The 25,697-nt window shown below is 41.7% G+C and carries 25 protein-coding genes; 1 reads left to right on the top strand and 24 read right to left on the bottom strand.

The window, feature by feature from the left end; translation table 11 throughout:
• Positions 1-25 precede the first annotated feature (25 nt).
• Genes nuoH through PSV17_RS03410 form a run of 8 tightly spaced genes read right to left on the bottom strand, consistent with a single transcriptional unit; the run spans position 26 to position 8,055 of the window.
• Entirely contained in the window at positions 26-1,069 is a 1,044-nt protein-coding gene (gene nuoH, locus PSV17_RS03445; protein ID WP_300479718.1) for an NADH-quinone oxidoreductase subunit NuoH, read from the bottom strand.
• On the bottom strand, positions 1,066-3,498 hold the full coding sequence (gene nuoG, locus PSV17_RS03440; RefSeq protein ID WP_300479717.1) for an NADH-quinone oxidoreductase subunit NuoG: 2,433 nt from the start codon (positions 3,496-3,498) through the stop codon (positions 1,066-1,068). The genes nuoH and nuoG overlap by 4 nt, the downstream gene beginning before the upstream one ends.
• A complete protein-coding gene (gene nuoF / locus PSV17_RS03435) occupies positions 3,498-4,787 on the bottom strand; it encodes an NADH-quinone oxidoreductase subunit NuoF (RefSeq protein ID WP_300479970.1) in 1,290 nt (429 codons plus the stop codon). The genes nuoG and nuoF overlap by 1 nt, the downstream gene beginning before the upstream one ends.
• 53 nt (positions 4,788-4,840) lie before the next feature.
• Positions 4,841-5,314, bottom strand: a complete 474-nt coding sequence (nuoE, locus tag PSV17_RS03430; RefSeq protein ID WP_300479715.1) for an NADH-quinone oxidoreductase subunit NuoE — start codon at positions 5,312-5,314, stop codon at positions 4,841-4,843.
• Positions 5,315-5,334: 20 nt separating this feature from the next.
• Positions 5,335-6,588, bottom strand: coding sequence for an NADH-quinone oxidoreductase subunit D (locus tag PSV17_RS03425; RefSeq protein ID WP_300479713.1), 1,254 nt, complete (start codon positions 6,586-6,588; stop codon positions 5,335-5,337).
• Positions 6,581-7,177, bottom strand: a complete 597-nt coding sequence (locus tag PSV17_RS03420; RefSeq protein WP_300479710.1) for an NADH-quinone oxidoreductase subunit C — start codon at positions 7,175-7,177, stop codon at positions 6,581-6,583. The genes PSV17_RS03425 and PSV17_RS03420 overlap by 8 nt, the downstream gene beginning before the upstream one ends.
• A gap of 19 nt (positions 7,178-7,196) precedes the next feature.
• On the bottom strand, positions 7,197-7,673 hold the full coding sequence (locus PSV17_RS03415; RefSeq protein ID WP_013148459.1) for an NADH-quinone oxidoreductase subunit B family protein: 477 nt from the start codon (positions 7,671-7,673) through the stop codon (positions 7,197-7,199).
• Positions 7,674-7,698: 25 nt separating this feature from the next.
• On the bottom strand, positions 7,699-8,055 hold the full coding sequence (locus tag PSV17_RS03410; RefSeq protein WP_300479708.1) for an NADH-quinone oxidoreductase subunit A: 357 nt from the start codon (positions 8,053-8,055) through the stop codon (positions 7,699-7,701).
• A 584-nt stretch (positions 8,056-8,639) separates the two neighbouring features.
• Here PSV17_RS03410 and PSV17_RS03405 point away from each other — a divergent pair.
• On the top strand, positions 8,640-8,822 hold the full coding sequence (locus PSV17_RS03405; RefSeq protein ID WP_300479707.1) for a hypothetical protein: 183 nt from the start codon (positions 8,640-8,642) through the stop codon (positions 8,820-8,822).
• Between the two features lie 401 nt (positions 8,823-9,223).
• Here PSV17_RS03405 and PSV17_RS03400 read toward each other — a convergent pair whose 3' ends face one another.
• The 16 genes from PSV17_RS03400 to PSV17_RS03325 all read right to left on the bottom strand — a co-directional run bounded on the left by PSV17_RS03400 (position 9,224) and on the right by PSV17_RS03325 (position 25,542).
• Positions 9,224-10,483 carry an EAL domain-containing protein gene (locus PSV17_RS03400; protein WP_300479706.1) on the bottom strand — a complete coding sequence of 420 codons (1,260 nt, stop codon included), beginning with the start codon at positions 10,481-10,483 and terminating at the stop codon, positions 9,224-9,226.
• Between the two features lie 1,429 nt (positions 10,484-11,912).
• Positions 11,913-12,680, bottom strand: coding sequence for a plasmid recombination protein (locus PSV17_RS03395; protein WP_300479704.1), 768 nt, complete (start codon positions 12,678-12,680; stop codon positions 11,913-11,915).
• Positions 12,681-12,683: 3 nt separating this feature from the next.
• Complete coding sequence (locus PSV17_RS03390) at positions 12,684-12,827, bottom strand: hypothetical protein (RefSeq protein WP_300479702.1); 144 nt, start codon at positions 12,825-12,827, stop codon at positions 12,684-12,686.
• On the bottom strand, positions 12,824-13,171 hold the full coding sequence (locus tag PSV17_RS03385; protein ID WP_300479701.1) for a helix-turn-helix domain-containing protein: 348 nt from the start codon (positions 13,169-13,171) through the stop codon (positions 12,824-12,826). The genes PSV17_RS03390 and PSV17_RS03385 overlap by 4 nt, the downstream gene beginning before the upstream one ends.
• A gap of 2 nt (positions 13,172-13,173) precedes the next feature.
• On the bottom strand, positions 13,174-13,404 hold the full coding sequence (locus tag PSV17_RS03380; protein WP_300479700.1) for a hypothetical protein: 231 nt from the start codon (positions 13,402-13,404) through the stop codon (positions 13,174-13,176).
• Between the two features lie 131 nt (positions 13,405-13,535).
• Entirely contained in the window at positions 13,536-14,117 is a 582-nt protein-coding gene (locus PSV17_RS03375; protein ID WP_300479699.1) for a hypothetical protein, read from the bottom strand.
• 103 nt (positions 14,118-14,220) lie between these two features.
• Complete coding sequence (locus tag PSV17_RS03370; protein ID WP_300479698.1) at positions 14,221-15,459, bottom strand: integrase arm-type DNA-binding domain-containing protein; 1,239 nt, start codon at positions 15,457-15,459, stop codon at positions 14,221-14,223.
• 575 nt (positions 15,460-16,034) lie between these two features.
• Positions 16,035-16,871 (bottom strand): hypothetical protein, encoded by an 837-nt coding sequence (locus tag PSV17_RS03365; protein WP_300479697.1) that lies wholly within the window; start codon positions 16,869-16,871, stop codon positions 16,035-16,037.
• Positions 16,872-16,884: 13 nt separating this feature from the next.
• Positions 16,885-18,369: a type I restriction-modification system subunit M gene (locus PSV17_RS03360; protein WP_300479696.1), complete on the bottom strand. Its 1,485-nt coding sequence runs from the start codon at positions 18,367-18,369 to the stop codon at positions 16,885-16,887.
• Positions 18,359-18,493: a type I restriction-modification system subunit M N-terminal domain-containing protein gene (locus PSV17_RS03355; RefSeq protein ID WP_300479695.1), complete on the bottom strand. Its 135-nt coding sequence runs from the start codon at positions 18,491-18,493 to the stop codon at positions 18,359-18,361. The genes PSV17_RS03360 and PSV17_RS03355 overlap by 11 nt, the downstream gene beginning before the upstream one ends.
• A 76-nt stretch (positions 18,494-18,569) precedes the next feature.
• Positions 18,570-19,433: a DNA damage-inducible protein D gene (gene dinD, locus PSV17_RS03350; protein ID WP_300479694.1), complete on the bottom strand. Its 864-nt coding sequence runs from the start codon at positions 19,431-19,433 to the stop codon at positions 18,570-18,572.
• Between the two features lie 86 nt (positions 19,434-19,519).
• Positions 19,520-20,401 (bottom strand): hypothetical protein, encoded by an 882-nt coding sequence (locus PSV17_RS03345; RefSeq protein ID WP_300479693.1) that lies wholly within the window; start codon positions 20,399-20,401, stop codon positions 19,520-19,522.
• Between the two features lie 3 nt (positions 20,402-20,404).
• Complete coding sequence (locus PSV17_RS03340; protein ID WP_300479692.1) at positions 20,405-21,676, bottom strand: restriction endonuclease subunit S; 1,272 nt, start codon at positions 21,674-21,676, stop codon at positions 20,405-20,407.
• Positions 21,673-22,059: a BRO family protein gene (locus PSV17_RS03335; protein WP_300479691.1), complete on the bottom strand. Its 387-nt coding sequence runs from the start codon at positions 22,057-22,059 to the stop codon at positions 21,673-21,675. Before PSV17_RS03335 ends, PSV17_RS03340 begins: the two co-directional genes overlap by 4 nt.
• Complete coding sequence (locus PSV17_RS03330; RefSeq protein WP_300479690.1) at positions 22,056-22,484, bottom strand: DUF1016 N-terminal domain-containing protein; 429 nt, start codon at positions 22,482-22,484, stop codon at positions 22,056-22,058. The genes PSV17_RS03335 and PSV17_RS03330 overlap by 4 nt, the downstream gene beginning before the upstream one ends.
• Complete coding sequence (locus tag PSV17_RS03325) at positions 22,477-25,542, bottom strand: type I restriction endonuclease subunit R (protein ID WP_300479689.1); 3,066 nt, start codon at positions 25,540-25,542, stop codon at positions 22,477-22,479. Before PSV17_RS03325 ends, PSV17_RS03330 begins: the two co-directional genes overlap by 8 nt.
• Positions 25,543-25,697 lie beyond the last annotated feature (155 nt).

The following is a 25,697-nucleotide window of genomic DNA, read 5'->3' as shown; positions in this document are numbered from 1 at the left end:
TCAATATCAAGTAAGTTAAATCAAATTAGTGGAATAAGTATGCGTATGGCGTCTGCATCATACCGCCTACAAACACAATCCAGACAATAGTAATTGGAATAAACACTTTCCAACCCAGGCGCATAATCTGATCGTATCTATATCTAGGGAAAGTTGCTCTAAACCATAAGAATAGGAATAACAAGAAGCCCACTTTAGCTAAAAGCCATAAGAAACTATCTGGAATAAATGGTACAGGTGATAACCATCCGCCTAAGAACATGATGGCAGCGAGCATAGATACCAAAATCATATTGGCATATTCGGCTAAGAAAAACACTGCAAATGCCATGCCTGAGTACTCCACATGGAAACCCGCAACGATTTCTGACTCGCCTTCAGCCACATCGAAAGGCGCACGATTAGTTTCAGCGACAGCACTAATAAAATATACGATGAATAACGGAAATAAGGGTAAGAAATACCAATGCCAACCCCCCCCCTCTTGACCCATTACGATTTTGCCTAGGTTCAATGTGTTTGCACACATTAATACGCCCACCAAAGCAAAACCCATGGCAATTTCGTATGAAACAATTTGCGCTGCAGAACGCAGCGCACCTAAAAACGCATATTTAGAGTTTGACGCCCAACCAGCGATAATCACCCCATAAACCGCCACAGATGTCATCGCTAAAATATAAAGCAAACCAGCATCCACATTAGCTAAAACTAAAGTAGCATCAAATGGCACAACCGCCCATGCCGCAAAGGCTGGCGCAATGGCTAATACTGGTCCTAGTAAAAACAAAGTCTTATTAGAAGCTGTAGGAACAACAATTTCTTTAAATAATAGTTTTAAACCATCTGCAAGCGGTTGTAGTAAACCAAAATAACCCACACGATTGGGTCCGATTCGTACTTGCATATAGCCAATAACTTTACGTTCAGCCAAAGTTAAATAGGCTACGGCAGCCATTAAAGACGCAACAATTGCAACGATTTTAATCAAAGTCCAAACAGTCAATTGCACTGCTGGCCAATAGCTACCAAATAAACTGGAGCATAGTGCTAAAAATGACGCAATCATGCTCGCGCCTCCGCAACAATTGCATCACCTTTGAGTAGCTCAGGTGATAATTTCTCAACAGTAATATCACCCATCAAGTCACCTAAGCCAATGGTATCTTCATGGGCCGCAGCTACGCGCACACAACCTTTAGCTACGTGTTCATCCAGCTTCACCGTAAGTACAGCGCTGCCTTTATCTTGCTTAACTGAAACAAAGTCACCATCCATCAAGCCCAACTCAGCTAATTGACTTGCACACATACGTGCCATTGGTTTAATGTTGTATTTGGTTTTTTGCAACGGTTCTGAACGGCGCACAATCGGATCAGACTCATACTGTGGCACTTCACCGATACGCTGCAAACCATCTTTTTTAATGTTAATTTGAATTTCAACTAACTCTTTCAAGTTATTGTTCAAACTACGCCAAACAACTGTAGATGGCTTCTCACCGCCAAATGCAGCCTGTTTAACTTGTTCACTAGTCTCATAATCAAAGCCCTGCAAACCTAAAGTATTGGCTAAAACACGCAATACTTTCCAAGCTGGACGACATTCGCCTAATGGTCTAGTCGCGGCAACAAAGCTTTGTACTCGACCTTCCATGCTCATAAATGTACCTGAAGTCTCGGTAAACGGTGCAATTGGCAACAATACATCGGCATTTTCTAAAGCTTTTGATTTAAACGCTGTTAAGGCTACAACGCATTCAGCTTTTTCCATGGCAGCTTTAGCTAAAGCTGCATGCTGGCAATCAAGTTCAGGCTCAATATTCACAAGCAAATAAGCCTTGCGAGGCACTTCCAACATCGCACGCGCATGCATGCCTGTGCTGTTAGGCATAACCCCTAACATATGCATACCAGTGCTATTGGCAGCCGCTGGCAAAATACCGCCTTTAGCTCCTGAAATACCACCTATCGCTTCAGCCATACTATACATTTCAGTAAATCTAGGGTCGCTTAATGCCATGTTGCCTAGGAAAATACCGACTTTAGGTGAAATCAAATCATAAGTTTCACCATGCCCAGCCATGCTTTCAGCAATCGCTTGGGTATTAGGACGCACTTTAATATCAGACAGCAATTGGGTAAGCGTTGGCGGCAAGCATAAAGATAACTTTTGCAAGCCAGACATTGCTTTTAACACTTGGCCAAGCACGTTAACCATATCATTTGGACGCACAATCACTTTATGCGCGATATCCATTAGAGGATTATTATCCAGTGGACTTATCACTGAAAGTTCAGCGCCATTAGCTACAGCTTTGCGGAAACGTTGAGCTAATAATGGATGTTCATTACGCAGGTTTGAACCTATGACCAAAATACGATCTAGCTCTTCAATCTCTTGAATATTGCAGCCCATCCATGGCGTTCCTAAACGTTTGCCATCTAACCTAAAGTCAGTTTGACGCAAACGGTAATCTACATTGCCACAACATAAGCCATCAGCCAGTTTTTTAGCTAGATATCCCTCTTCCATAGTGCTATTAGGCGAAACAAGCACACCTAATGATTCTGCACCATGTTCATTGGTAATGTCTTTGATCTGACCTGCAGCAAACTCTAGCGCGGTCTTCCAGTCGGTTTCCACCCAGTTGCCATTATGTTTAATCATCGGCACTTTGAGGCGGTCTGGGCTATTCAAACCCTCGTAAGAGAAACGATCACGATCTGACAACCAACACTCGTTAATACTTTCTTTTTCACGAGGCAATACACGCATGACTTTATTGTCTTTTACATGTACTTCTATGTGTGAACCTAAGCCATCATGTGGCGCGATACTTGGACGACGTGTCAACTCCCAGCTTCGAGCTGAGTAACGGTAAGGCTTACTGGTTAATGCGCCAACAGGACATAAATCAATGATATTGCCTGACAGCTCTGAGTTCACACTTTTATCGACGTAAGCGGTAATTTCAGCATGCTCGCCACGGCCGACCATACCCAACTCCATCATACCGCCGACTTCTTTTAAGAAGCGCACACAGCGCGTACATTGAATACAACGAGTCATATCAGTGCTGACTAGCGGGCCAATATTCTTGTTGAAAACAACGCGTTTTTCTTCAGTGTAACGTGAACCACTTGTGCCGTAAGCTACCGCAATGTCTTGCAAATCACACTCGCCACCTTGATCGCAAATCGGGCAATCTAGCGGGTGATTAATTAACAGAAATTCCATTACACTCTTTTGCGCTTCAATGGCGGATTTAGAGCGCGTGAAAATTTTCATACCGTCCGCTACTGGCGTTGCGCATGCTGGAAGCGGCTTGTTGAATTTTTCAACTTGTACCAAACACATACGACAGTTAGCCGCTACTGATAATTTTGGGTGATAACAAAAACGTGGTATAGCAATACCAGCCTTATCCGCAGCATCAATAATAGTACTGCCGTGTTCGACTTCTAACGCTTTGCCATCAATTTCAATATTTAACATTATTGACTTTCCACCATACTCTTACCATGCTGAATATAATATTCAAACTCTGGTCTAAAATGTTTAATGAAGCTTAACACCGGCGTTGCAGCCGCTTCGCCTAAGGCACAAATAGTACGACCTGCAATGTTGTTACTCACATCAGTTAGCAAATCTAAATCTTCCATTTTGCCTTTACCGTTCACGATGCGGTCTATCACACGATAAACCCAACCGGTACCTTCACGGCAAGGTGTACATTGACCGCAACTTTCTTCATAAAAGAAATAAGATAAACGATGCAAAGCTTTCACCATACATGTAGTTTCATCCATCACAATCATTGAGCCTGCGCCCAAACTAGAGCGCGCTTTACTTAAACCTTCATAATCCATGGTGGCTGCCATAATTGCTGCTGCTGGCATCACTGGTGTTGATGGTCCGCCTGGAATGACTGCTTTTAGCTTACGACCTTTCCAAACGCCGCCTGCTAACTCTAAAAGCTCATTGAAAGGCATGCCCATTTTAACTTCATAGTTACCAGGCTTTTCAACATGACCAGACACTGAGAAAAGTTTAGTACCACCAGAGTTAGACACGCCTAAATCCGCAAATGCTTGTCCGCCATGCTCTAATATCCAAGGGATAGAAGTGTAGCTTTCAGTATTATTAACATTGGTAGGCTTACCAAACACGCCATAACTCGCTGGAAATGGTGGCTTGAAACGTGGCTGACCTTTTTTACCTTCAATCGATTCAATCAGTGCAGTTTCTTCACCACAAATGTAAGCGCCGTAACCATGAACAGCGTATAAATCGAAACTGAAATCACTGCCTAAAATTCTTTCACCTAAATAGCCAGCGGCTTTTGCTTCGTGTAAAGCCGCTTCGAAAATCTCGTAATCTTGCCAAATTTCACCGTGAATATAGTTATAACCTACGCGCGCGCCCAAGGTATAAGCAGCGATTGCCATACCTTCAATTAATTGGTGTGGGTTATAGCGAATAATATCGCGGTCCTTAAATGTACCTGGCTCACCTTCATCGGTATTACAGACTAGATACTTTGTGCCATCAAAATAGCGTGGCATAAAACTCCACTTAAGACCTGTTGGGAAGCCTGCACCACCACGACCACGCAAACCTGAGTTTTTCACTTCAGTGATAATATCGGTCGCTTTTGTTTTTTCAGTCACGATACGTTTTAACGCAGAGTAACCGCCGATCTTAAGATAGGTTTCTAAAGAAGCTGGATTTTCTTCTGTGAGCGTCCGCAAGGTCACCAAGGTTTGACCTTTTAAATCAGTCATAACCACTGGTTTATGAAGCGCCGTTTTATTAATCACTGGGTTAGGAGTCGCCATTATTTAAGCTCCTCAAGAATTGCGTCAACTTTCTCTACCGTCAAAAACTCATGCATGTCAGTATTGTTAACGTGCATCAAAGGTGCGCCACCACAACAACCCATACACTCACCTTCTTTTAAGCAGAATTTTCCATCGGCTGTCACTTCATTAAAACCTATGCCTAAAGTTGACTTTAGATGATTCACAATTACATCACTATCGCGCAACATGCATGAAATGTTGGTACAAATTGTGATTTTGTATTTTCCGACCGGTGACAAGTCATACATATTATAAAAACTTGCCACTTCCATCGCAGCAATTTCGGGCATGCGTAAGTATTGGGCAATTTCAGTAATGCTTTCTTTTGATAACCAGCCAAGCTCTGTTTGCACAATACGCAAAGCGCTCATGACCGCAGCTTGACGCTGGTCAGCTGGATACTTTGTCAGTTCGTAATCTATTTTTTCTATAGCTTGTGGGCTTAACATTTTTTATCTATCAGACCTATTTATCTATCTATTTCGCCAAATACAATATCTTGAGTACCAATAATCGCAACTAAGTCGGCAATCATGTGACCGCGTGTCATTTCATCCAAAGCGGCCAAATGTGCGAAACCTGGTGCACGTATTTTTAGGCGATATGGCTTATTGGCCCCATCAGAAACCATGTAAATACCAAACTCACCTTTTGGATGCTCAACAGCAGCATAAGCTTCGCCAGCTGGCACATGAAAACCTTCAGTAAAGAGCTTGAAGTGGTGAATCAAATCTTCCATATTGCTCTTCATACCTTCACGGTCTGGAGGTGCAACTTTATTATTGCTAGTAATTACTGGGCCTGGATTCTTACGCAACCAATCAATACATTGTTTAATGATGCGGTTTGATTGTCTGAACTCTTCCATACGCACTAAATAACGGTCGTAACAATCGCCGTTAACGCCAACAGGAATGTCAAAATCCATGTTTGCGTATACTTCATAAGGTTGTGTTTTACGCAAATCCCAAGCAATACCTGAGCCGCGCAACATTGGACCTGTCATACCCAGCTGCAAAGCGCGTTCTGGTGTGACGATGCCAATATCAACCGTACGCTGCTTCCAAATACGGTTGTCCGTTAGTAGTGTTTCGTATTCATCCACATACTTTGGAAAGCGATTTGTAAAGTCTTCTATGAAATCCAACAAAGAGCCTTGACGGTTTTCATTCTGGCTTTTAACAGTTTTAGCGTTGCGCAATGGTGAAACTTCATATTGCGGCATGTGATTTGGCAAGTCGCGATATACGCCACCTGGACGGTAATACGCCGCATGCATACGTGCGCCAGAAACCGCTTCGTAGCAATCAAACAAATCTTCACGTTCGCGGAAAGCGTATAAGAACACTGTCATCGCGCCCACGTCTAACGCATGTGCACCAAGCCATAATAAGTGATTTAGTACACGAGTAATCTCATCAAACATCACACGAATGTATTGTGCGCGGATAGGCACATCAATGCCCATCATCTTTTCAATCGCCATCACATAGGCATGTTCGTTCGACATCATCGAAACATAATCAAGCCTATCCATATAAGGAACAGATTGTAAGTATGTACGGTTTTCAGCTAATTTTTCTGTGCCACGATGTAGCAAGCCAATATGAGGATCTGCACGTTGAATGACTTCACCATCCAACTCCAACACCAAGCGTAAAACGCCGTGTGCCGCAGGATGCTGCGGACCAAAGTTCATCGTGTAATTACGAATTTCAGCCACGGTGCGCTCCTTCTTCACGAATGACACGCGGCACATTATTACGCTCATCAATGGTCACAGGCTGATAAATTACGCGCTGTTGTTCTGGGTCGTAACGCATTTCAACATTACCAATCATAGGGAAATCTTTACGGAACGGATGGCCAACAAAGCCATAATCTGTGAGAAGGCGACGTAAATCTGGATGATTTTCAAACATGATACCGAACATATCAAAAGCTTCACGCTCATACCAGTTTGCAACTGACCACATATCGACCAAGGTCGGTAGTATCGGGAAATCTTCATCTTGCGCAAATACACGTAAACGTACACGATGATTAAGCGTAACAGAAAGCAGATGACAAACTACCGCGTAGCGCAAGCCATCATAAGCACCATCGCCATAAGTTTGATAATCCACACCACTTAAATCGATTAACTGCTCAAATTTTAAAGTCGGATTATCACGTAGAGTTTGGCAAACCGCTAAATAATCTGCGGCTTTACATTCAATGGTAATTTCATCAAGCGCTACTACTTGCTTAGTGATTTTGTTGCCTAGCGAAGCTTGCAAATCACTTAATAACTGGTCTAATTTAGCTGACATATTTTTCTTTTAGCTCGCACTATCTAGCGATGGTATTAGTACGTTTGATTTTATTTTGTAGCTGGATAATGCCGTAAAGTAATGCTTCAGCGGTTGGTGGGCAGCCTGGTACATAAACATCAACAGGCACGATACGGTCGCAACCACGCACAACAGCATAAGAATAATGGTAATAACCACCACCATTGGCACATGAGCCCATTGAAATTACCCAGCGCGGCTCCGCCATTTGGTCGTATACCTTACGCAGTGCAGGAGCCATTTTGTTAACAAGCGTACCAGCAACAATCATCACATCTGACTGACGTGGGCTTCCTCTAAATACGATACCGAAACGGTCTAAATCGTAACGTGAAGCGCCTGCATGCATCATTTCTACTGCACAACATGCCAAACCAAAAGTCATCGGCCACATCGAACCTGTACGGGTGTAGTTAATCACCGTATCAAGTGTGGTTGTAACAAAACCTTTTTCTAAAATACCTTCAATACTCATGGCTAACTTTGTCCCGCTCTGAGGTTTAATCCCATTCCAAGGCGCCTTTCATCCACTCGTAAATAAAGCCAATTACTAGCACACCTAGAAATATCATCATGGCAATAAAGCCAAACAAACCAATTTCTTGCAATACCACTGCCCAAGGAAATAAAAATGCAATTTCTAAATCGAACAGGATAAATAAAATGGCAACGAGGTAATAACGAACGTCAAATCGCATACGTGCGTCTTCAAATGCCTCAAAACCACATTCGTAAGGAGAGTTTTTCGCAGCATCTGGTTTATGTGGTGAAACCAATAAACCCAATACAAGAGGTCCCACGCCGACCGCTAAGCCAACGAGAATAAACAACATTATTGGAAAGTAATTTTCTAACACTGACCAGCCCCAAACTTATTTTGTAAACTTAAATTTTAAAAAAACTCAACTTAAGCAATGCCTACCATTTACTCAGACGAGCTCGCAATTTATATGACACGCTCTTGACCAAAGTAACACTCACTACACCAATATAAAAACGTACAAATGGAGAGTGTCGACTACTGACTTCAACTTCATACAAGCATGCAACGGGTAAATCGGGCGCGTTTTGCACATACTCTAATTGCTTAGCAATTAATTGCTCAAATATGGCATCAACGAAAGACCGAATTATAGCAATAAAATTCAGAATTAGAGTTTCATTTATTCATCATATTTATAAATTTGGTCAAATAGGTATGATTTAATGTGCTTAATAAAAGCATTCATGAAAACGATAATGGTTTATCAAACTTCAAAGAACTACACTTTAGCAATCGCAAAAAATTTAATAAAAGAATATCCCTCAGCTTTCCTCCATGATACCAAATTAAAATTTAAGCACTTTATGTTCGAAACCACACATATAAAATAATTATTTTACGTTATATTTCTCTTTAATTAAGAGTAATATAATCAACTAAATTGTAGGGGACTTGACAATGGAAGATTCTAGAGTTAATGAAGAACTTGCCGCCGCAGTGAATAAAGGTATAGCCGCCATTTTGATGGATGGCGTTCATGAAGGCATTAAAGTAATGAAAGACAATCATGTGCCGTTGCAAATTGCTGCTCGTGTAATTTTAGATCCAAATTTACGCAGATCTACTGATTGGAAGCATTAATACGACTAAAAATTTCCTTAAGTAAGTGGTAATATTAAGTAACATAACCCATGCTATATTGTGACATCTCACTTTAAGCAATTGAGGTTAGACAACTTTAATTTTGACGTAATCTGAGGTTATGTTTTAACCACTGCCTTAATCAGCGAACACAAACACTGAAAAGCCTCTGGAACGCGTTACAAATCCCCCCGTAGGAGCTGTGTAACAACTTCCGTTTTTGCTTTTGGAGCTATTGTAATCCCAACAGCACTTTATCGGCCAAAGCTTTAACCACACCAGTCATTTACCAGACTAGCCGGCCGAGGGCTAGTTACGTCCTTGCAACTTTGCATTGTAAATATGCAATTTCTTCTAATTCGCCACATTTCTTTGCATCATTGTGTTTGTACTTTAACAATTTATTCCTGCCACTCTATATCGCAGCATAGTACTTGCAATTCACCATACATCTGAAAGGTTGATGAAAGTGTGATGCATTGGCGCGCGCTAGTGATGGAAAGATAGGGTCGGCTAATCTGCACCTCATTTGGCTGCAAAATGGCACGATAGTGGTAGGGCTTTTGCGCCCAGTTGGTACCCGTGGTATCTGCCAACGGTGCAAAACGCGAGGCATATTCATTTTTTTTCGCCATCAAACTATGACCAATTTGCTCGCCGCTGGCGTTAAGAACGTAGCAGCGATCTATCTTGGGGAGACTTATCAGCGTAGCGCTGGCCGATTCCATTGCTAGGCCGCTGGTCAAGCGCAGCAATGCGCACTTGAATTCTAGGAGGTAAGGTTGCAGCAATTGGTTCTTCTTGTCCTCGAACATTGGGGGTAAGTGACTAGTGGCAAGCAAGCCAATACCGCCGTCACCTTGCATTAATGGAGTCGCTGCGGGCCGTGAGAAATGAAATCCCTGCACCATGTCGGCATTGCTGTCGAGTGCGATCATGGCCTGCTCGGTATTTTCTATTCCTTCAAGCAAGGCCAAGCTACCAGCTTCGTGGATTAGCGCCACAGTGGCACACAGAATGCGTCGTGCTTTATGGTTGAATTCAGCTGCGGCAATGAGTTTACGGTCAAGTTTGACGATGTCGGGGCTGGCGCGCCAAATGCGTTCGATATCCGAGGCTTCAGCACCAAAGTCGTCAATAGCTACTACGCACCCCGCATTTCGGTAAAACTCGACTGCTTCAGCTAGTAGATGAAAATCGGGAATAACCCCTTCGACAATTTCTACGACGATCTGATTGGGGGTAACGTCATAATTAGCCAGCAACTCGGCAAAGAACGGTTCGTGGTCTCGGCGGCGGTTGATTACCTGCGCAGACACATTGAGAAACAGCCACTGGTTATTGCCCTGCCTTGGCTGGTAGTTGTGTAAGTGGATGGCACGACAGAGTCTGTCGAGAAATACCGATTGTGAATCATTGTCCGCGCTGTTTAGTACCTGTAAGGGAGAGATGTTTATGCTTCCTTGCGCTGTGGACGCGCGCATTAAGCCTTCATGTCCAACAATACGACGATGGGAAAGACTATAAATGGGCTGGAATGCGCTGTCTAAAAGCATTTCTTTAAAATGTCCATATGCTCGACCCATTTTGACGGTGGTAGCACGCTGCACTTCTTCTAGAGTGGTGGAAGTTCGACTTGTTTCACAGTATGCCAGATTCATTTTATAGTTATCCCCAAAAAAAACGTCTGCCGGTCACAGGACCAAGGCAGACGTCATTGTCTTAATTCGATTAGGCAGCCCTTCGTTGGGCGGCACTGGAATATAAAAGCAAATTTCATGCCATATATAACCTATTGATAAGATGTGAGTTTTTTATGACGAGCACTGTCTATTGAATTATTATGGTGCATAAAAACAAGTGCATGCACGTAATCGAATGATTCCTAAAGGTTGCTTTTTTAGCATTTGGCTTTGCAGCACGTATAGTGAGGTCGTGAATTGGTCTGCGTTTAACTTATTGATCATAAAAGGATAAAAAAATAATCGAGATATGTTTCTATACGTTTTGTATAGAGATTGTACAAAACTGTATACTACCGTGTGATACGGTGATTTGTGCTAGAAGGTTGAATTTACTGGGGTTTTGAGGCTATTTGATACTACTTGAAACTAACTACTGGTGCAACGGAGACTTACTGAAACTACTAAATGGTGACGGAGAGACTCGAATTTAACCTTTAAACCATTGCTATCATTAACACTTTAAAAGTCGGACTTTGTTTTTGTACGTATTTTTGTACGTTTTTTATTTCACTAGCACTTATTTTAATATTTTATTTATCTGCTTCTTAACAGTTAGCATTATAAATCCAATAAAAAAAAATCGTTGTATTGTTACGATTTATCACACTGATTGATAGCGAATGGGTTCCTATTAACTAAGATATAAGGTTTTTAATCCCCCCCATATCCTTTTTTTATCCATGTTTAACACTGTGATTGGTTGTATATGGGTTCCAGATTTCGAGGCATCAAGGTTTTAGCACCGCCCCATTATCTTTTTTGGTTATGTTTAACTTTGTGATTGATTGAGAGTGGATTACAGATTGTGAGTCAGCAAGGTTTTAGCACCGCCCCTACATAACCTAAAAATTGTTAGTTACTGAATTGCGGATGTGCGCTCTTACCAATGCTTACGGGTTACAGATTGCAAGTCATATAAGTTTTGACACCCCCTACATATTATTAAAATTACTTTCATTATGCGGTCGTGTGAACATATATATGTAAGTGGATTACACATTCTAACTACGTAGGGTTTTGATAGCCCCTGTCTTTAAGCTAAGTATTAACTTGATATACTAGATTATTTATCAAAAAAACTTAATCGTAACTAAATCCAACGATATGATTTTTCTACTTTATCTACTACAGACGTGTGCCATATCTAACAACCTAATTACTAAGACTTTGCCGATATTAACTAGTCTATAGTTTCCAAAACATTTAAGCTAATAATCATCATCACTTATAACTTATATATACATAATGATTATAGATTTATGGTTGTAAGTAACAATTGAGAAAGAGAAACGCTATACACAAGATAGCGTTTACTCTTTTTAGTGCCTTATTCACTATATAGCGTTTATGTTATGAAACTGCCTTTACCTTTTGAGCGTTTTATATCAATAAACGATTTAATTACTTTAATGTTAGCTTGCTGTGGTTTATCAATCCCCAACATTTGAGCATATGGCATAGGGTCACTTGAGATTGCATCACGTACACAAGCCCAAACACCCGACAACATCACGCTATCGGCTTTTAAACGCGACAATACAAGTTTTACAATGCTTTGCTTGTCTGCCTCGTTTAAACGCTTCTTATCGCTTCTACTCAAGCCGTAATTCTTTGCTACTTCGTTATGAAACAAATTGATTAAACGCATTAAGTTACCATGCCCACCCATGAGTTTATTGCCTTGCATCTTGCCATCAATCAAAGGCAAAATAATCGCGTGAGCATGAGGCGCGCTTTCATCTAAGTGAACATCAAAACTAAGTAACTCACCTTCAAAGGTTTGTTTTACCCAGCCGTAACAATCCGTAAAAAACGGTTTAGTATCTTGCTTATGTCGGTCAATCGGTAAACTAAAAAGCACCTCTATAGCCATCACACCATTTTTGCGAGGGCTTTCAATTCCTGCCTTCAACATTTGCACCTTTGCGTGAGTAGCTATATCTTGAGGCGTGCCATCACTAGCCAAACAATAGTTTAATGATGTTCTAGTCGCGTCAATATTTGCACTTCCACCACGTTCAAGCTGTAGTGTGCGTTTATTGTGTTGCAATGCGACTAAAACACCATTTTTACCTTTGATTGTGCCAAGTCTAAAAATATGACTGGCAGCCATTGTTTAACAACTTTGCAATTGCGTTAGAAAGTTAACAATACCGATTAACTCAACTTCAGACATATAGTCTAAATCATGGGCTATAGCATGGCTGTTTAACTTCACACAAAGCGCATAGGCTTGATTAAATAACATTGCATAGGTCATGCTTGCACCTCGCTGATATTGTCGTTAATAGGTTGCTTTTGCGTTAATACATATCGCCCTATACGATGTTTAATCCCATGCTCACTTGTCCAACTATCCCAAATAGTAATAATTTGATAACCAACTTTTTTAAGTTGCAATATCCTTGCAGCGGGTGACATAACATCTAAATACTCACGGGCTTGCGCTGTGGTGATACTGCCCTTTTCAAATAACCAATCTAATATTTTTAAACATTGATTGGTTGCTGAATTGTCTTTAAAATTGGGTTTAGTTGTTTTACTTTTAGGGGTGGTAGTTGGAGCTACTACCTCTTTGTTATTGGTGTTCTCATTATTTGCCATGATTAAACACCTGCCTTGCTATCAATAAAGGCACGTAAATCTCCAGCTTTAACGCTAGTGGTACGCTCTGTTAATTTATGGGTCTTGAGTTTGCCACTAGCAATTAGCCTCCAAAATGAAGCTATAGATACGCCTAAAAGCTGGGCTGCTGTTTTGGGTCTTATATGTGCGCTATCGGGTAATTGGTCAAAATCGCGAAGTGTGTGACTTATACTATTTGTGGTTCGTTGCATAAGATGCCTTTAGGTTGTTGTTGATAACAAGGCAATTCTTACAAAATCAATTTTTTATGTATGTAGCATCTAACTGCTGCAATGCTACTAAAGCCGCCTATAACAGCACTCTAGCTGCTAGCCCCCCGACTTTAATTATTTCTACTTTCATTAATCCATTTTTTTATAGTGTCTTGGGCATTATGTTGAGTAAGGTGAGCACTTATAGTTTTGCCATGCTGAATGACTGTTTCTTTTATACTAAATGCAATTGAGTTTGCAGATTTAGTGACTGGATATTCTCTTGATAATTTTAAAGCCATAGCTTTTAATGCTTTCATTGGCTCGTTCTTTATTGCAGCCCCTTTAGCACCGTTTTTTGACATATATTTAGAGAAAGTTTCTTTTTCTGAATAAATACCATCACTTTCTGAGCTTTTGATATACCCATAACAAATTAACATTAATTCATAACAGTTAAATATGCGAATGATGTTTTTTTCTTTTTTTATAAGCTCAATAAATAAGATTCCAGTTCCAGCTGCTTGTTTAATGTCATTAACAAAAAACTCACCCTGCTCGGTATAACTAATTGTTATACCCTCACTTTCTGGCAACTCATTGAACTTATAACCAGTTTCTGAAAATACAATACTATCGAAATAATCTTCATATTCACTCACCGAGCTGGTTAAATAGTCGTCGAGTAAATCTAAATTGACAAAATCTTTCAATATACGCCCCTCACGCCCCTAAAAAAGAAACCACACCAACTAAGCTAGGGTTGCTTAGCGTTCGCATTAGTTAATTAGGCTAATGCTAGGTGTGGCTAAACTGTTACGCTGTTTTAAACGGTATTACTTTAGCACCGTCTCGCATTATGTCTAATTGGTCACTCCACCATTGCGCTAAGTCTTTACGCTCGCGGTCATAGGTTGCCTCGTTATAAATGCCTCTTATCTTGTCTTTATCACCATGCGACAAAGCAGCTTCAATTACATCATTTCTAAATAATCCGCTTTCATTGGCTTGTGTACTAAAGAAGTGACGGCAACCATGAGGCACAATGTGATAATCAGTAAAAGTTAATCTAAATGCTTTACGAATGGTTGCCTCCGATAATGGCTTTCTATCGAGCCGTGAGCTAAAAGCATATTCACTATGCCCTGTGTATTGCTTTAACTCTTTTAACGCGCCTATGGCTTGCCTAGATAGCATAACGGTGTGTGGTTTAGTCATATGCTTACGTGTTTTAGATTGTTCAAGGGGAATTGTCCATATTGCCTTATCTAAGTCAAAGTCTGCCCACTTAGCACACCTTAACTCACTGGGTCTTTGTGCAAAGTTAAGCATGAGGTACACGCAAGTTGATACCTCTAAACTACCCGTATATTCGGTAAGGTTTCGTAATAGCTTGCCAGCGTCATTAGCTGATTTAAGGCGTGGGAATTTTTCACCAATATGTTTTTTTAATCTTAGGTCTGTGACTGGAATAGGATTTTCACTAATCATTTTATCGCTTAGTGCAAAATCAAACACCTGCTTAATCCAACCCCGTGTTTTTTCCATAATCTCTAAAGCACCACGCTTTTGCATTATCAATAAACAATCGCGCACCATGTGGTTATCAATTTTGCCTATAGGGTAAGCACCTAGCTTGCTGTAGACATTTGCATTGAAGGTTTGAACTATCTTTAAATGGGTGCTTTTGGCTAATGTGTGTTTCTTAATCTCTAACCACGCTTCAGCTACCGAACGAAAGGTTGCATCTGCGTTTTTGGTTGCTTGCGCTTTTTCTAACTTAGCTTCAATGATAGGGTCTTTGTGGTCATCTACCATTCGACGCTTTTCCATTGCAAGGTTACGTGCTTGAGATAAAGTTAAATCAGGATATTTGCCTAGTTGAATTTTCTTTGGCTTGCCGTGAAGCGTAGTGCGTAGCTGAAAGTATTTACTGCCGTTTGGGTGTACTAGCAAAAATAAGCCGTTGCCATCACGTAAGGCATACTCTTTTTCTTTTGGCTTAGTTGCCTTGATTGAGAGGTCATCTAACAGGTCAGAATTTAACTTTGCCATGTGTATTTGTACAAAAAATTAAGTAGATGTGTTTTTGTACAGATTTTTGTACGTTTTGTAAAGAGATTGTACAAAACCGTATGCTACCGTGTGATACGGTAAATATGACTTAAAGCTAGTGTTTACAGGGAGTTTGAGGCTATTTGAGACTTACAGAAACTACTAAATGGTGCGACGGAGAGACTCGAACAAACGCGCCAAGCCCGCATAAAACAATGATTTCAGTTATTTATTTAAACGAGATACCCACAAATATACCAACAAATATTAAATGTATAAACTTCGCGTGAGTTCTAAAAAGAAACAGAGAACCGAACCCGAGTGATAATAAACCAAATCGTATGACTAGGCAATGTCTTGTCTGACGTCTAATACAATTCATCAAGCTGCGTAACTACGCCGTTGAACTTTTGTTGATCTACCTCCGCCAGCACATCGAGGAAAAGCCCCCGGTCGCCGTCATCCAAAAAATATCCTCCCCGTCTATATCCTCTGGATGTGACGTGATGGTGATGTGTTGGGCTTCGCAAAGCTCAGCTCAACGCGGGCTAAGTGTTTTTTGGTTTATCAATAACTTATTTATCTTTTTCCTTCGGGAGCTTCATTTTGGCTCTTAGCCAACGCAATGCAAAACTATTTGCTGGGTTGTTCTTATTTTTGAGGAGAATCTCAAATTTTGTGACAGTGACACTGTCATGGATTGGAAATTCTACAGTTGGGAGTTTGTAAATTGACTGGCCAAGAGTGGTTTGAAACCAAGGATTGATCTTCTCAAAAGTTGCCTGCAAATCTAAGTCTAGTTTTTTGGAGCTATCGTTTATTGCTGGCACGCCAATTTTTCCGCGCACGTGAAATGTTAGGCTATCCATTGCGAAAAGGTGGCCTGTGTTGTAATCAACCCCAAAGGTGTTGTATCTGTTATCTGCGCTGCCATGCGTTTCAAGATCTTCAAGGAATTCAATGATGGTGAACTTTTTCAAATGTTCAGAAACGCTTGCTTCAACTTGAATTCCTTGATGAGGCGATATATCAAAATTAGCAAAAGTAGGATCTACTTTCTCAGCCGCCTCATACAACGCTTTTATTGGATGGAGTTTAAAGTTTTTTACACTTACGCCATTCATTAATAAGAAGGCTTTTAGATACTTTTCTGTTGCTTGTGCAGCAGCCCAGTAAAACCCACGATGAAGTCCTTTTTGCGCCAATAAGCGAGACATTAAATAATCCTGATCGCCTGGCACGACAAAGGACTCGTAAATCACACCAACAACATTCGCTTCAGCGCTCCACCGCACATCTTCTGGCATAAGCCTGAAATGTGGCATCTCTTCACTCATATCAAAGCTGCAGATGAAGTCCATTTTGTTTTCAGTAGTCAAGCGTTGTTCTCGGAGATGGTTTATATCGCTCATCTCCTAACCATTACTATGGCAACGGTGGAAGCCCTAACTCTTTAAGAAAATCATTATGCGTGTTTTTTGCCTCAGTAATTTTCTTTTCTAAATCCACCAACTCACCATTTACATCAGTTAATTTTATTTCCATATCTGCTACCGCCGTACTGATATAGCGTGAGATATTTAAGTTGTAATCATTTTTCTCAATCTCTTCCATCGAAACGCGTTTGGAATAACGCTCTTCTTCTGTACGGAATTGATAAGTTGAAACAATTTTTTGAATATGATCTTCATTCAATCGATTTTGGCGTTTGCCTTTTTCAAAGTGCTCACTGGCATTGATAAACAGCACATCATCCGGCTTTTTGCATTTCTTCAACACCAAAATACATACTGGAATACCTGTTGAGAAAAACAGATTGGCTGGCAAGCCAATCACGGTATCGATATGTCCATCTTTCAATAGTTTGGTACGAATGCGCGCTTCAGCACCACCACGGAATAATACGCCATGCGGCAGCACAATCGCCATGGTGCCCTCAGCACCCAAAAAGTGAAAACCGTGCAGTAAAAAGGCAAAATCAGCAGCAGATTTTGGCGCAAGGCCATAGCTTTTAAAGCGGAAGTCTTCGCCCAGTGCCTCGGTAGGATCCCAGCGGTAACTAAAAGGCGGGTTAGCAACAACGGCATCGCACTCCAGCTTTTTAGCTGGGTTCATTTCATTAAGAATACCCCAATCATTCAATAGTGAATCGCCGTGATGAATTTCAAATTCAGAATCTTTAACACCATGCAGCAGCATATTCATACGCGCTAAGTTATAAGTGGTAATGTTTGATTCCTGCCCGTAGATTTTGCCAATACCGTTGGGGCCAAGCTGATGACGCACGTTCAACAAAAGCGAACCAGACCCACAAGCAAAATCCAATACTTTATCGAGCTTTTTCTTTTTACCAGTGGCTGGTTCTTGGCTATCCAACGTGACGATTTCAGACAAAATAGTAGAAATTTGTTGCGGGGTATAAAACTCGCCCGCTTTTTTGCCAGAGCCAGCGGCAAATTGGCCAATCAGGTACTCATAGGCATCGCCAAGCACGTCACTATTAGTCGAAAACTGAGCAATGCCCTCGGCGATTTTAGTGATAATGGTGCAAAGTTTGGCATTACGTTCTGCATATTTTTTGCCTAGCTTGTCTGAATCCAGATTGATTTCTGAAAACAAGCCCTGAAAAGTGCTTTCAAATGATTGGTTTTCAATGTACTTAAACCCTTGTTGTAAAGTAGTCAGCAAATCATCATGTTGAGTTCTGGCAAGATCAGCAATACTGCTCCAAAGGTGTTGTGGCTCAACCACATAATGCACCTTGCGGCGCATTTGCTTTTCAAACTCTGCTACATCCTCAGCATTGGCTTCATACCACACAGATAAAGGCGCACGTTTATCATTGTCTGCCAGTGTTGGATAATCTGCCCCTAGCTCTTTCTTAGCAGAGGCTTCATAGTTATCTGACAAATAACGTCAAAAACAGAAACGACAACATATAATCGCGAAAGTCATCGGCATTCATTGCGCCGCGTAAGTCATCGGCAATGCCCCAGAGGGTAACGCCTAGTTGTTTTTGATTGTGTTCGGTCATAGTAAGTTGGTCTCTACGTTGTTAGACAGTGGTGTAGTCCGTGGTTTAGACAGTGGGTTAGCCATAGTGAGCCTGCTCATTCATTATCATCAGAATGCGGGGGTAGTTTTTTAGTGGTTTTTGCCAACTTCTTTTCTTCAGATTTCACGCGTCGTTCCAGTTTTTTCAAATCCTCTTCAGCGGGCAGGCTTTCGGGTTTAATACCACGCTGCCCAAGCATGTCGCGCACACTCACATTGTTTTGTATATGTTCATGGGTGATTGCTCGCTCGCCCTGCAAGTTGGCTTGTTCAACATTATGATTGGTCATTTCAGTTGCCAAATTCTTGGCAGCAATGGTTAAGGTGGGCAAAAAATCAGCCAGTGGGCGCTCTTTCACAATACCGTATTTGTCTTTCATTGCTTGGGTGGTATAACCGCCAAATAAAGCCTTATCACCTTGTGAGCGAATACGGCCAAAACCAGTATCATCCACTCCGCGCTCAAAGATATTCTGTGACAGTGCTTTTTCAGACTCCTTTAGACGCTCACGCGCATCCATTCTTGCCTGTAGTTGCATGCGGTCTTCAATTAGCTCTTGCTTGCGCGTTTGTACAGCAAAATAACTTTGTGCAAAAGCAATTTCTGGCTTACGTGGATCACCATTTTGCGCGATAAGATAACAGGCATAGCGCGTGAGCATAAAATCATCAATTTCGCGCCTGCCCCCTTTACCTAAATCTATCATTTTCGTGACGCCACGAAAATGATCTGAAGCCGCCTGCCCTGAGGCCTCACAGGATTCTATAGCGCGATTGATGGCGGTTTGAAAATTCTCCCAACGCGCATAACCCAAGTGGGCTTGTAAATCGCGAGCAAACCAAAATTCAACGCCTTCCGCATCTGCGCGTTGCACAACGGCCTCGAGATTGTGTTGCAGGCTTTGCAACTGTTTATCCATGGCTTAGCCCCTCATTCTTTTTTAGTAGCGAGTTATCTGAGAGATAACGGAGAAGGTAATGCCGGGTTGTTTTTGATTGTGTTCAGTCATGGTTTTTGTTCTAACAAATTAAAAAAGTCTGTCTGGTGTGGCTTGTTGCCAACATTGGTTTGTTGAAGGTCAAATATCGCAAATTTACGAATATCTTCCTCACTAATTAAACTATCAATTTCTTCGTTGTTATAACTTAATACTCGAACAACCAAGTATTTGACTTTATTGGCAGGTCGTTTTACTAACTGCACCCGCATGACGTCACCAATTGTATGTAGTAGTAGCTTGTCCAACTTCACCATTTCCCAAAATTTCCCAGTTAAGTCTTTATCAAAATCAAAGGCGCTTTCTTTGTCTTCAATGATTCCAATTTTTCCACGCCAAGAACGCTTTCCTTTCCAGTCTGGACTATGAACAGTAATATTTGTTTCGCCTAAATACAAGCACTCTTCATCAGGTAGTTTTTTGATGTAAAGGTGAAAATTAGCTCGTGGAATGGGCAGATAACCACCTAAATGAAAACTATCTATGCAACCATCCTTTTGAAACTGTTGATACATTTTATTTTTCTGTTTGGTACATTCTTTGGGGAATTCATCAGGTATATTTTTCGCCTCTTGGGTGATAAATTCATTAATTTTTACAAGACGCTCATGCGCATTTTGAAACCACTCCTTAGACTCCTTTCCTGTTAAAAGAATAGATAAATTATCAATACCTATAAAGTTCAAAGTACCTAATACAAAAGCACTTATAGTTAATTTTGTCTTCCATCCACCTTCTTCAGGTACACCAATTTGTATATCAACGCTTAGCCCAAAGAACTCTGCTATTTCTTTGTAAGCTTCTACAAAGATGAGCAGCGAATCAGAGTTAATTTCATGTTTCCCCTGAAAGTTGTCGAAATGAATTGGCAACACATAGGGTTCTTGCATGTTTTACTCCGCTATTGAGGCAGGGAATAGCTGCTGCATCAAGCCTTTTTTATGCGCCTTGAGTGCGTCTATTTTTTGGGTTTGTGCGGCAATGAGTTCATCAATGGAAGAAAGGAACCCAGCAATTCTTTGTTGTTCGGACAATTTAGGCGTATTGATATTGAGTGTTTTCAATTGGCTTGAATATAGATGCACCACTGAAATGCCTTGCGCCAATTCTGCAATAGCTTTCTTTTTAGCATTGTTCAAGTAATAAGATAGAAAAACACCATTCATTTTTGTACGAACAATATTTAAGTCGCCACCGAGTGCAATTCCGCTTTTTAACACACATGAAGCAGTGGCAATGTCTATTTGGGTTTCGCCCGATGCAGGAATAATCACATCATTAGCTTGACTTAACACTAAATCATTCGATGGTATGTCTGTGTAAGATATAACAGTGTTTATTGTTTCCTTGTAATGAGTATAAAGCTCACCATACCTAATACATGGCTGCGACCCATTCAGAGAAATATCCGATTTAGAAATACCTTTGCCCTTTGCAAATGTTGCAACTTCTCCCAATTGCTTTTCCTCCCACTCTCCCGCATCCCGAAACTCAGGAAAGCGCAGTTTGGGCACGGTTTCGCCCTCAGCGGGGAATAGCTGCTGCATCAGGCCTTTTTTATGGGCTTTGAGTGCGTCGTGTTTTTGGGTGTGTGCGGTGATGAGGTCGTCGATGGAAGACAGGCAATCGGCGATTTTTTGTTGTTCGGCTAACTTGGGAAGTGGAGAAGGTAGCAGCTTAATAATGTCAGCATTAAGATTCTGAACACCACTACCTGCAGCATTGTTTGAAAAATATGATTGACTGGCTGGTGATGAAATCGAATAGTACAAGTAGTCAACATTGATTAGACCCTTGATTTTCGTAACGGCTATCCAACCATCATGGATGCAAGTTTTTATTTTCAGAATGTACGGTCTACCAAAACTCATTGAGTTTGAAAGTATTAAATCGCCAGGGTTAACCACCCGAGTTTTTTTCAGCGCACTTAAACTTACTTTTTCTTGCGTGTGAGTAACGTACTTTGCCTCTTGACTAACATCACCAATTTTCAACCAATTTAATCCATTCGTTTCGGTTGTTATGAACTCATCTATTGGGCGTGGTGAGCCGCCGCGAACTATTTGAGATAATTCCCCCAAAGACTTTTCTTCCCACTCCCCCGCATCCAGAAACTCAGGAAAGCGCAGCTTAGGCACTAGCGTTTTTGTTGTTGGTTTACTCATGGTTGGCTATCTAGCGCATGCGCTAAGAGTTCCTGCAGTTTTGCTTGAATCAGTTTTTTATCGGGCAGTTGTAGTTGGTACTGGGCAATAAGCGTGGGCGATAGGTTGCGAGAGAGTGCATAAGACTCCATGGGGCGTTGTGCGCCAGAACCTATCCTGACCATCTCGGTGACTTCACCGATATGGTCGGAAACCTCTACATTACTTTGTTCGCAGGCTTTTTTTGCTTTCTCAATAACGGTGACAAAGTTACGGAAATCGCTATAGTCGAGCACTTTTGCCAATGCGCGTGCATACCAAAATTCATTGCCTTCGGCATCAATATGTTTGATGCTTTCAAAGGTGTGATGTTGCTGTTGGCTTGTAGGTTTGAGTGGGTTCATAGTCGCTCCAATTCAAGAGTAGCCGTTTTTATGTTAAGGTAATAAGCGTGATTTTTTGCGCTTTTACAGCGCGAAAAAATGATGGTGTTGTGTGTCCAGGGTAATTCTCTCACCAGTGGTGAGAGTTTTTCGTCAGCGGCATAGGTCTCAAAAAACTGTTTCATACGCCACAGGTTTTTGTCGCTAAAACCTTTAATTTCCGGCGCATTTTGGGCAATGTAGTGCGCCAGTTCTGTCACCACACCTTTGCCCCAGGCCTCGCTTTGTACTTTGTGGCTGATGGTTTTACCCAGCAACCAATATAAATCAATGAGCGCTGTGTTGACTTGGGTAAATGCTTTTTGCCGTGCTTGCTGAATATGTTGCAGCAGCTCGCTAAAGGTTTGCTGGGTGTTGCCAGTGCTTATGGCGCTTAGCTTACTCATAAGCTGCTAAGCCTGAAATATCACGCCCTTGGGCGAGTTTATTAAGGTGTGGCACTAGGTCTTCCATCAGCGCTAGTTCTGCCTTGCTGCGAGCTTTCCAGCCCAGTTCTAGCGGTGCTAACAAATCACTGAGTTGTTCACCGTCAAATATCATGCGGCTCATAATGCCCTGCACAAAGGTTTGCAGCGCCACGGCTTTTAGCCCGTGCTTTTCGGCCATAGTGGCCAGCGCCTTGGCAGATTTTTCGGCTTTAAAGGCAAGGTAGCCCTCGCGGATTTGTTTCTCGTTTAAGCTTTCACCCACTTGCAGTCTCTTGATATAGGTCACAATATCGTCACGATCATCCATCAAATTAGCGCTGGCGCTAAGCAAGCTAATAAGTTGCTCACGCGTCATGCTTTGCTTGCTGGGTTTGTTTTGGGTGTAGTTGGCGATTAAGCCCATGATGTAGTCGTAATCAATCACGGCCGAGCCAAATAGCACCAGTTCAAAATCCAGTTGTTGCACCGGGTTGTCATCACCACTTTTAGCTTGTTGGGCTTTAAGGCGCTGTGCGGTTTCTAGGTACATGCCACGGAAGCCGCGCAGTTGTTCTTCATCCATGAGCGCGTTAACACTCTCGCTTTGCTCACTACTTAAATCAGTGTATTGATCAAGCTGGGTTTTAAGGCGTTGGACTTCTTTAAAGTGGTTAATAAACTGACCGCGCGCTTCGTCGCCTTTAAGGTTGTTCACTTCTGCTGGCGTACAAGCGAGGCCTTGTGCATCCATAAAGGTTTTCAGTTTGGTAATGGCGCTGTCTAATTGCTTAATGACTTCTGGCGCTGGGTCTACCAGCCAGATTTCTTTGGCGCGCTCTTTGTCTTGCCCAGAAAACATGCCAATGGCTTCATTGACGGCGTCTTCTTGATAACGGAAATCCAGTATATTGCCATAGGGCTTGGTGTCATTTAGCACGCGGTTGGTGCGCGAAAAGGCTTGAATTAAACCGTGGTGTTTAAGGTTTTTATCCACGTACAGCGTATTGAGGTATTTGGAATCAAAACCAGTGAGCAGCATATCGACCACAATCACGATGTCTATTTTGTTTTTGTGCGGGTAATCGGCATTGGTGTATTTTTGATCTTTAATGCGTTGTTGTACATCCTGATAGTAAAGATCAAATTCGTTAATACTGTGGTTAGTGCCGTATTGGATGTTGTAGTCGGCAATTATGGTTTTAAGCGCTTTTTTCTTTTCATCGGGCGCTTGTAGGTTATCAGCCTTTTCTTGCGGCAAATCTTCTTGAATTTGCTGCACGTCTTTATTGCCTTCGGCAGGCGGTGAGAACACGCAAGCAATATTTAAGGGCTGAAAACTATCGTCGTCTAACTGTCGTTGGGCTTGGGCTTCTTTAAATAAGGCGTAATACTCAATGGCGTTATTGATGGAGGCTGTAGCCAGTAGCGCATTAAAGCGGCGCTGATTGGTAGCGGCGTTGTGTTTATCCAATATCTCTTTTACAACAGCTTTGGGTGCAGGTATGGTGCTCAATTTTTTAGGTTTGCGTTTTGCTTTGCTATCTTGTGCATCTTTTGCGTCTGTATCTTTTGGCGCTGCCTCTTTCAGCGCTTTGCTTTTAGCTTCTTCGCCAAAGTAGTCGATATGAAAGCGCAACACATTGTGATCATCAATGGCGTTGGTAATGGTGTAGGCGTGCAGTTGCTTTTGAAATATATCTTCAGTGGTTTTAAACGAGCCTACGGTGCCGTCAATTTGTGTGTAGCTGGCGTTGCCCTCAAAAATAGGCGTGCCCGTAAAACCAAACAACTGTGCATTGGGGAAGAAGCCTTTGATAGCTTGGTGGTTATCACCAAACTGTGAACGATGGCATTCATCAAAAATAAACACAATGCGTTGATTGCGCAAAGGCTCTAGCCGCTCTTTATAGGTAAGCTTGCCATTTTGTTTGTGCTGCTGGTTACGTTTGCTGTTTTCATCGAGTGCTAAGCCCAGCTTTTGGATGGTAGTGACAATCACCTTATCGGCGTAATCTTCTGACAACATGCGCCGCACTAGGGTTTCGGTGTTGGTGTTTTCTTCAACACAACCTTCTTGAAACTTGTTAAATTCTTCGCGCGTTTGGCGGTCGAGGTCTTTACGATCTACCACAAACAGACATTTATCAATATACGGGTTATCTTTGAGCAAGGTAGAAGTTTTAAACGAGGTGAGCGTTTTACCACTGCCCGTAGTGTGCCAGATGTAGCCATTGCCACGGTTTTGGTGAATGCAATCAACAATCGCCTTAACCGCATAGATTTGATAGGGGCGCATAATCATCAGTTTTTGCTCACTGGCCACCAACACCATGTAGCGGCTGATCATTTGGCCTAGCGTGCATTTGGCGAGAAACTTATCGGCAAAGTCGTCCAGATGGGTGATTTTTTTATTGTCTTCACTGGCAAGCTGATAAATCGGTAAAAAGCGTTCGTCGGCATTAAAGCCAAAGTGCTGATTATGATTGTTGGCAAAGTAACGCGTATTGCTTCTATTGCTGACAATAAATAGCTGCATAAAACACAGCAGCGTATTGGTATAGCCATTGCCGGGGTCGTTTTTATAATCGACGATTTGCTCCATGGCGCGGCGCGGGCTCACTTCAAGCGTTTTGAGTTCAATCTGTACGACGGGGATACCGTTGATCAGCAAAATGACATCATAACGGTGGTGACTGTTATCGGTATTAATGCGTAACTGATTGATGACTTCAAACTCGTTTTTGCACCAGTCTTTAATATTGACTAAGGTATATTGTAGCGGTGTACCATCTTCACGCTGAAAGGTGTTTATTTCGCGCAGTGTTTTGGCAGCGGTGAAGACATCGGCATTGACGATTTCATCACGCAGGCGTGCGAATTCTGAGTCTGTTAGATTAACCCTATTAAGTGCTTCAAACTTTTCCCGGAAGTTTTGCTCAAGTGTTGCTTTATCGCGAATATCTTGGCGATAGGTGTATTTGAGTTGTACTAGCTTTTGGATGAAGTCTTTTTCTATTTGACCTTCTGTCGTTGTCATTTCAACCCTTAATACAGCGATCAATATCTTATTTTAGCTTATAGCAACATCATAACAAAAAAACAGGCTCCATTAGGAGCCAAAAAATATAAACCGATTGTGACCCTACAAGTTTTTATGTGGCTTGCGTTCAAAAAGAAAGTGGTCACGAGGCA

Source organism: Methylotenera sp. (assembly GCF_029946165.1).
GTDB lineage: Bacteria > Pseudomonadota > Gammaproteobacteria > Burkholderiales > Methylophilaceae > Methylotenera.
Note: the sequence above shows the minus strand (reverse complement) of the source record. Positions and strands in the feature narration are given on the sequence as shown.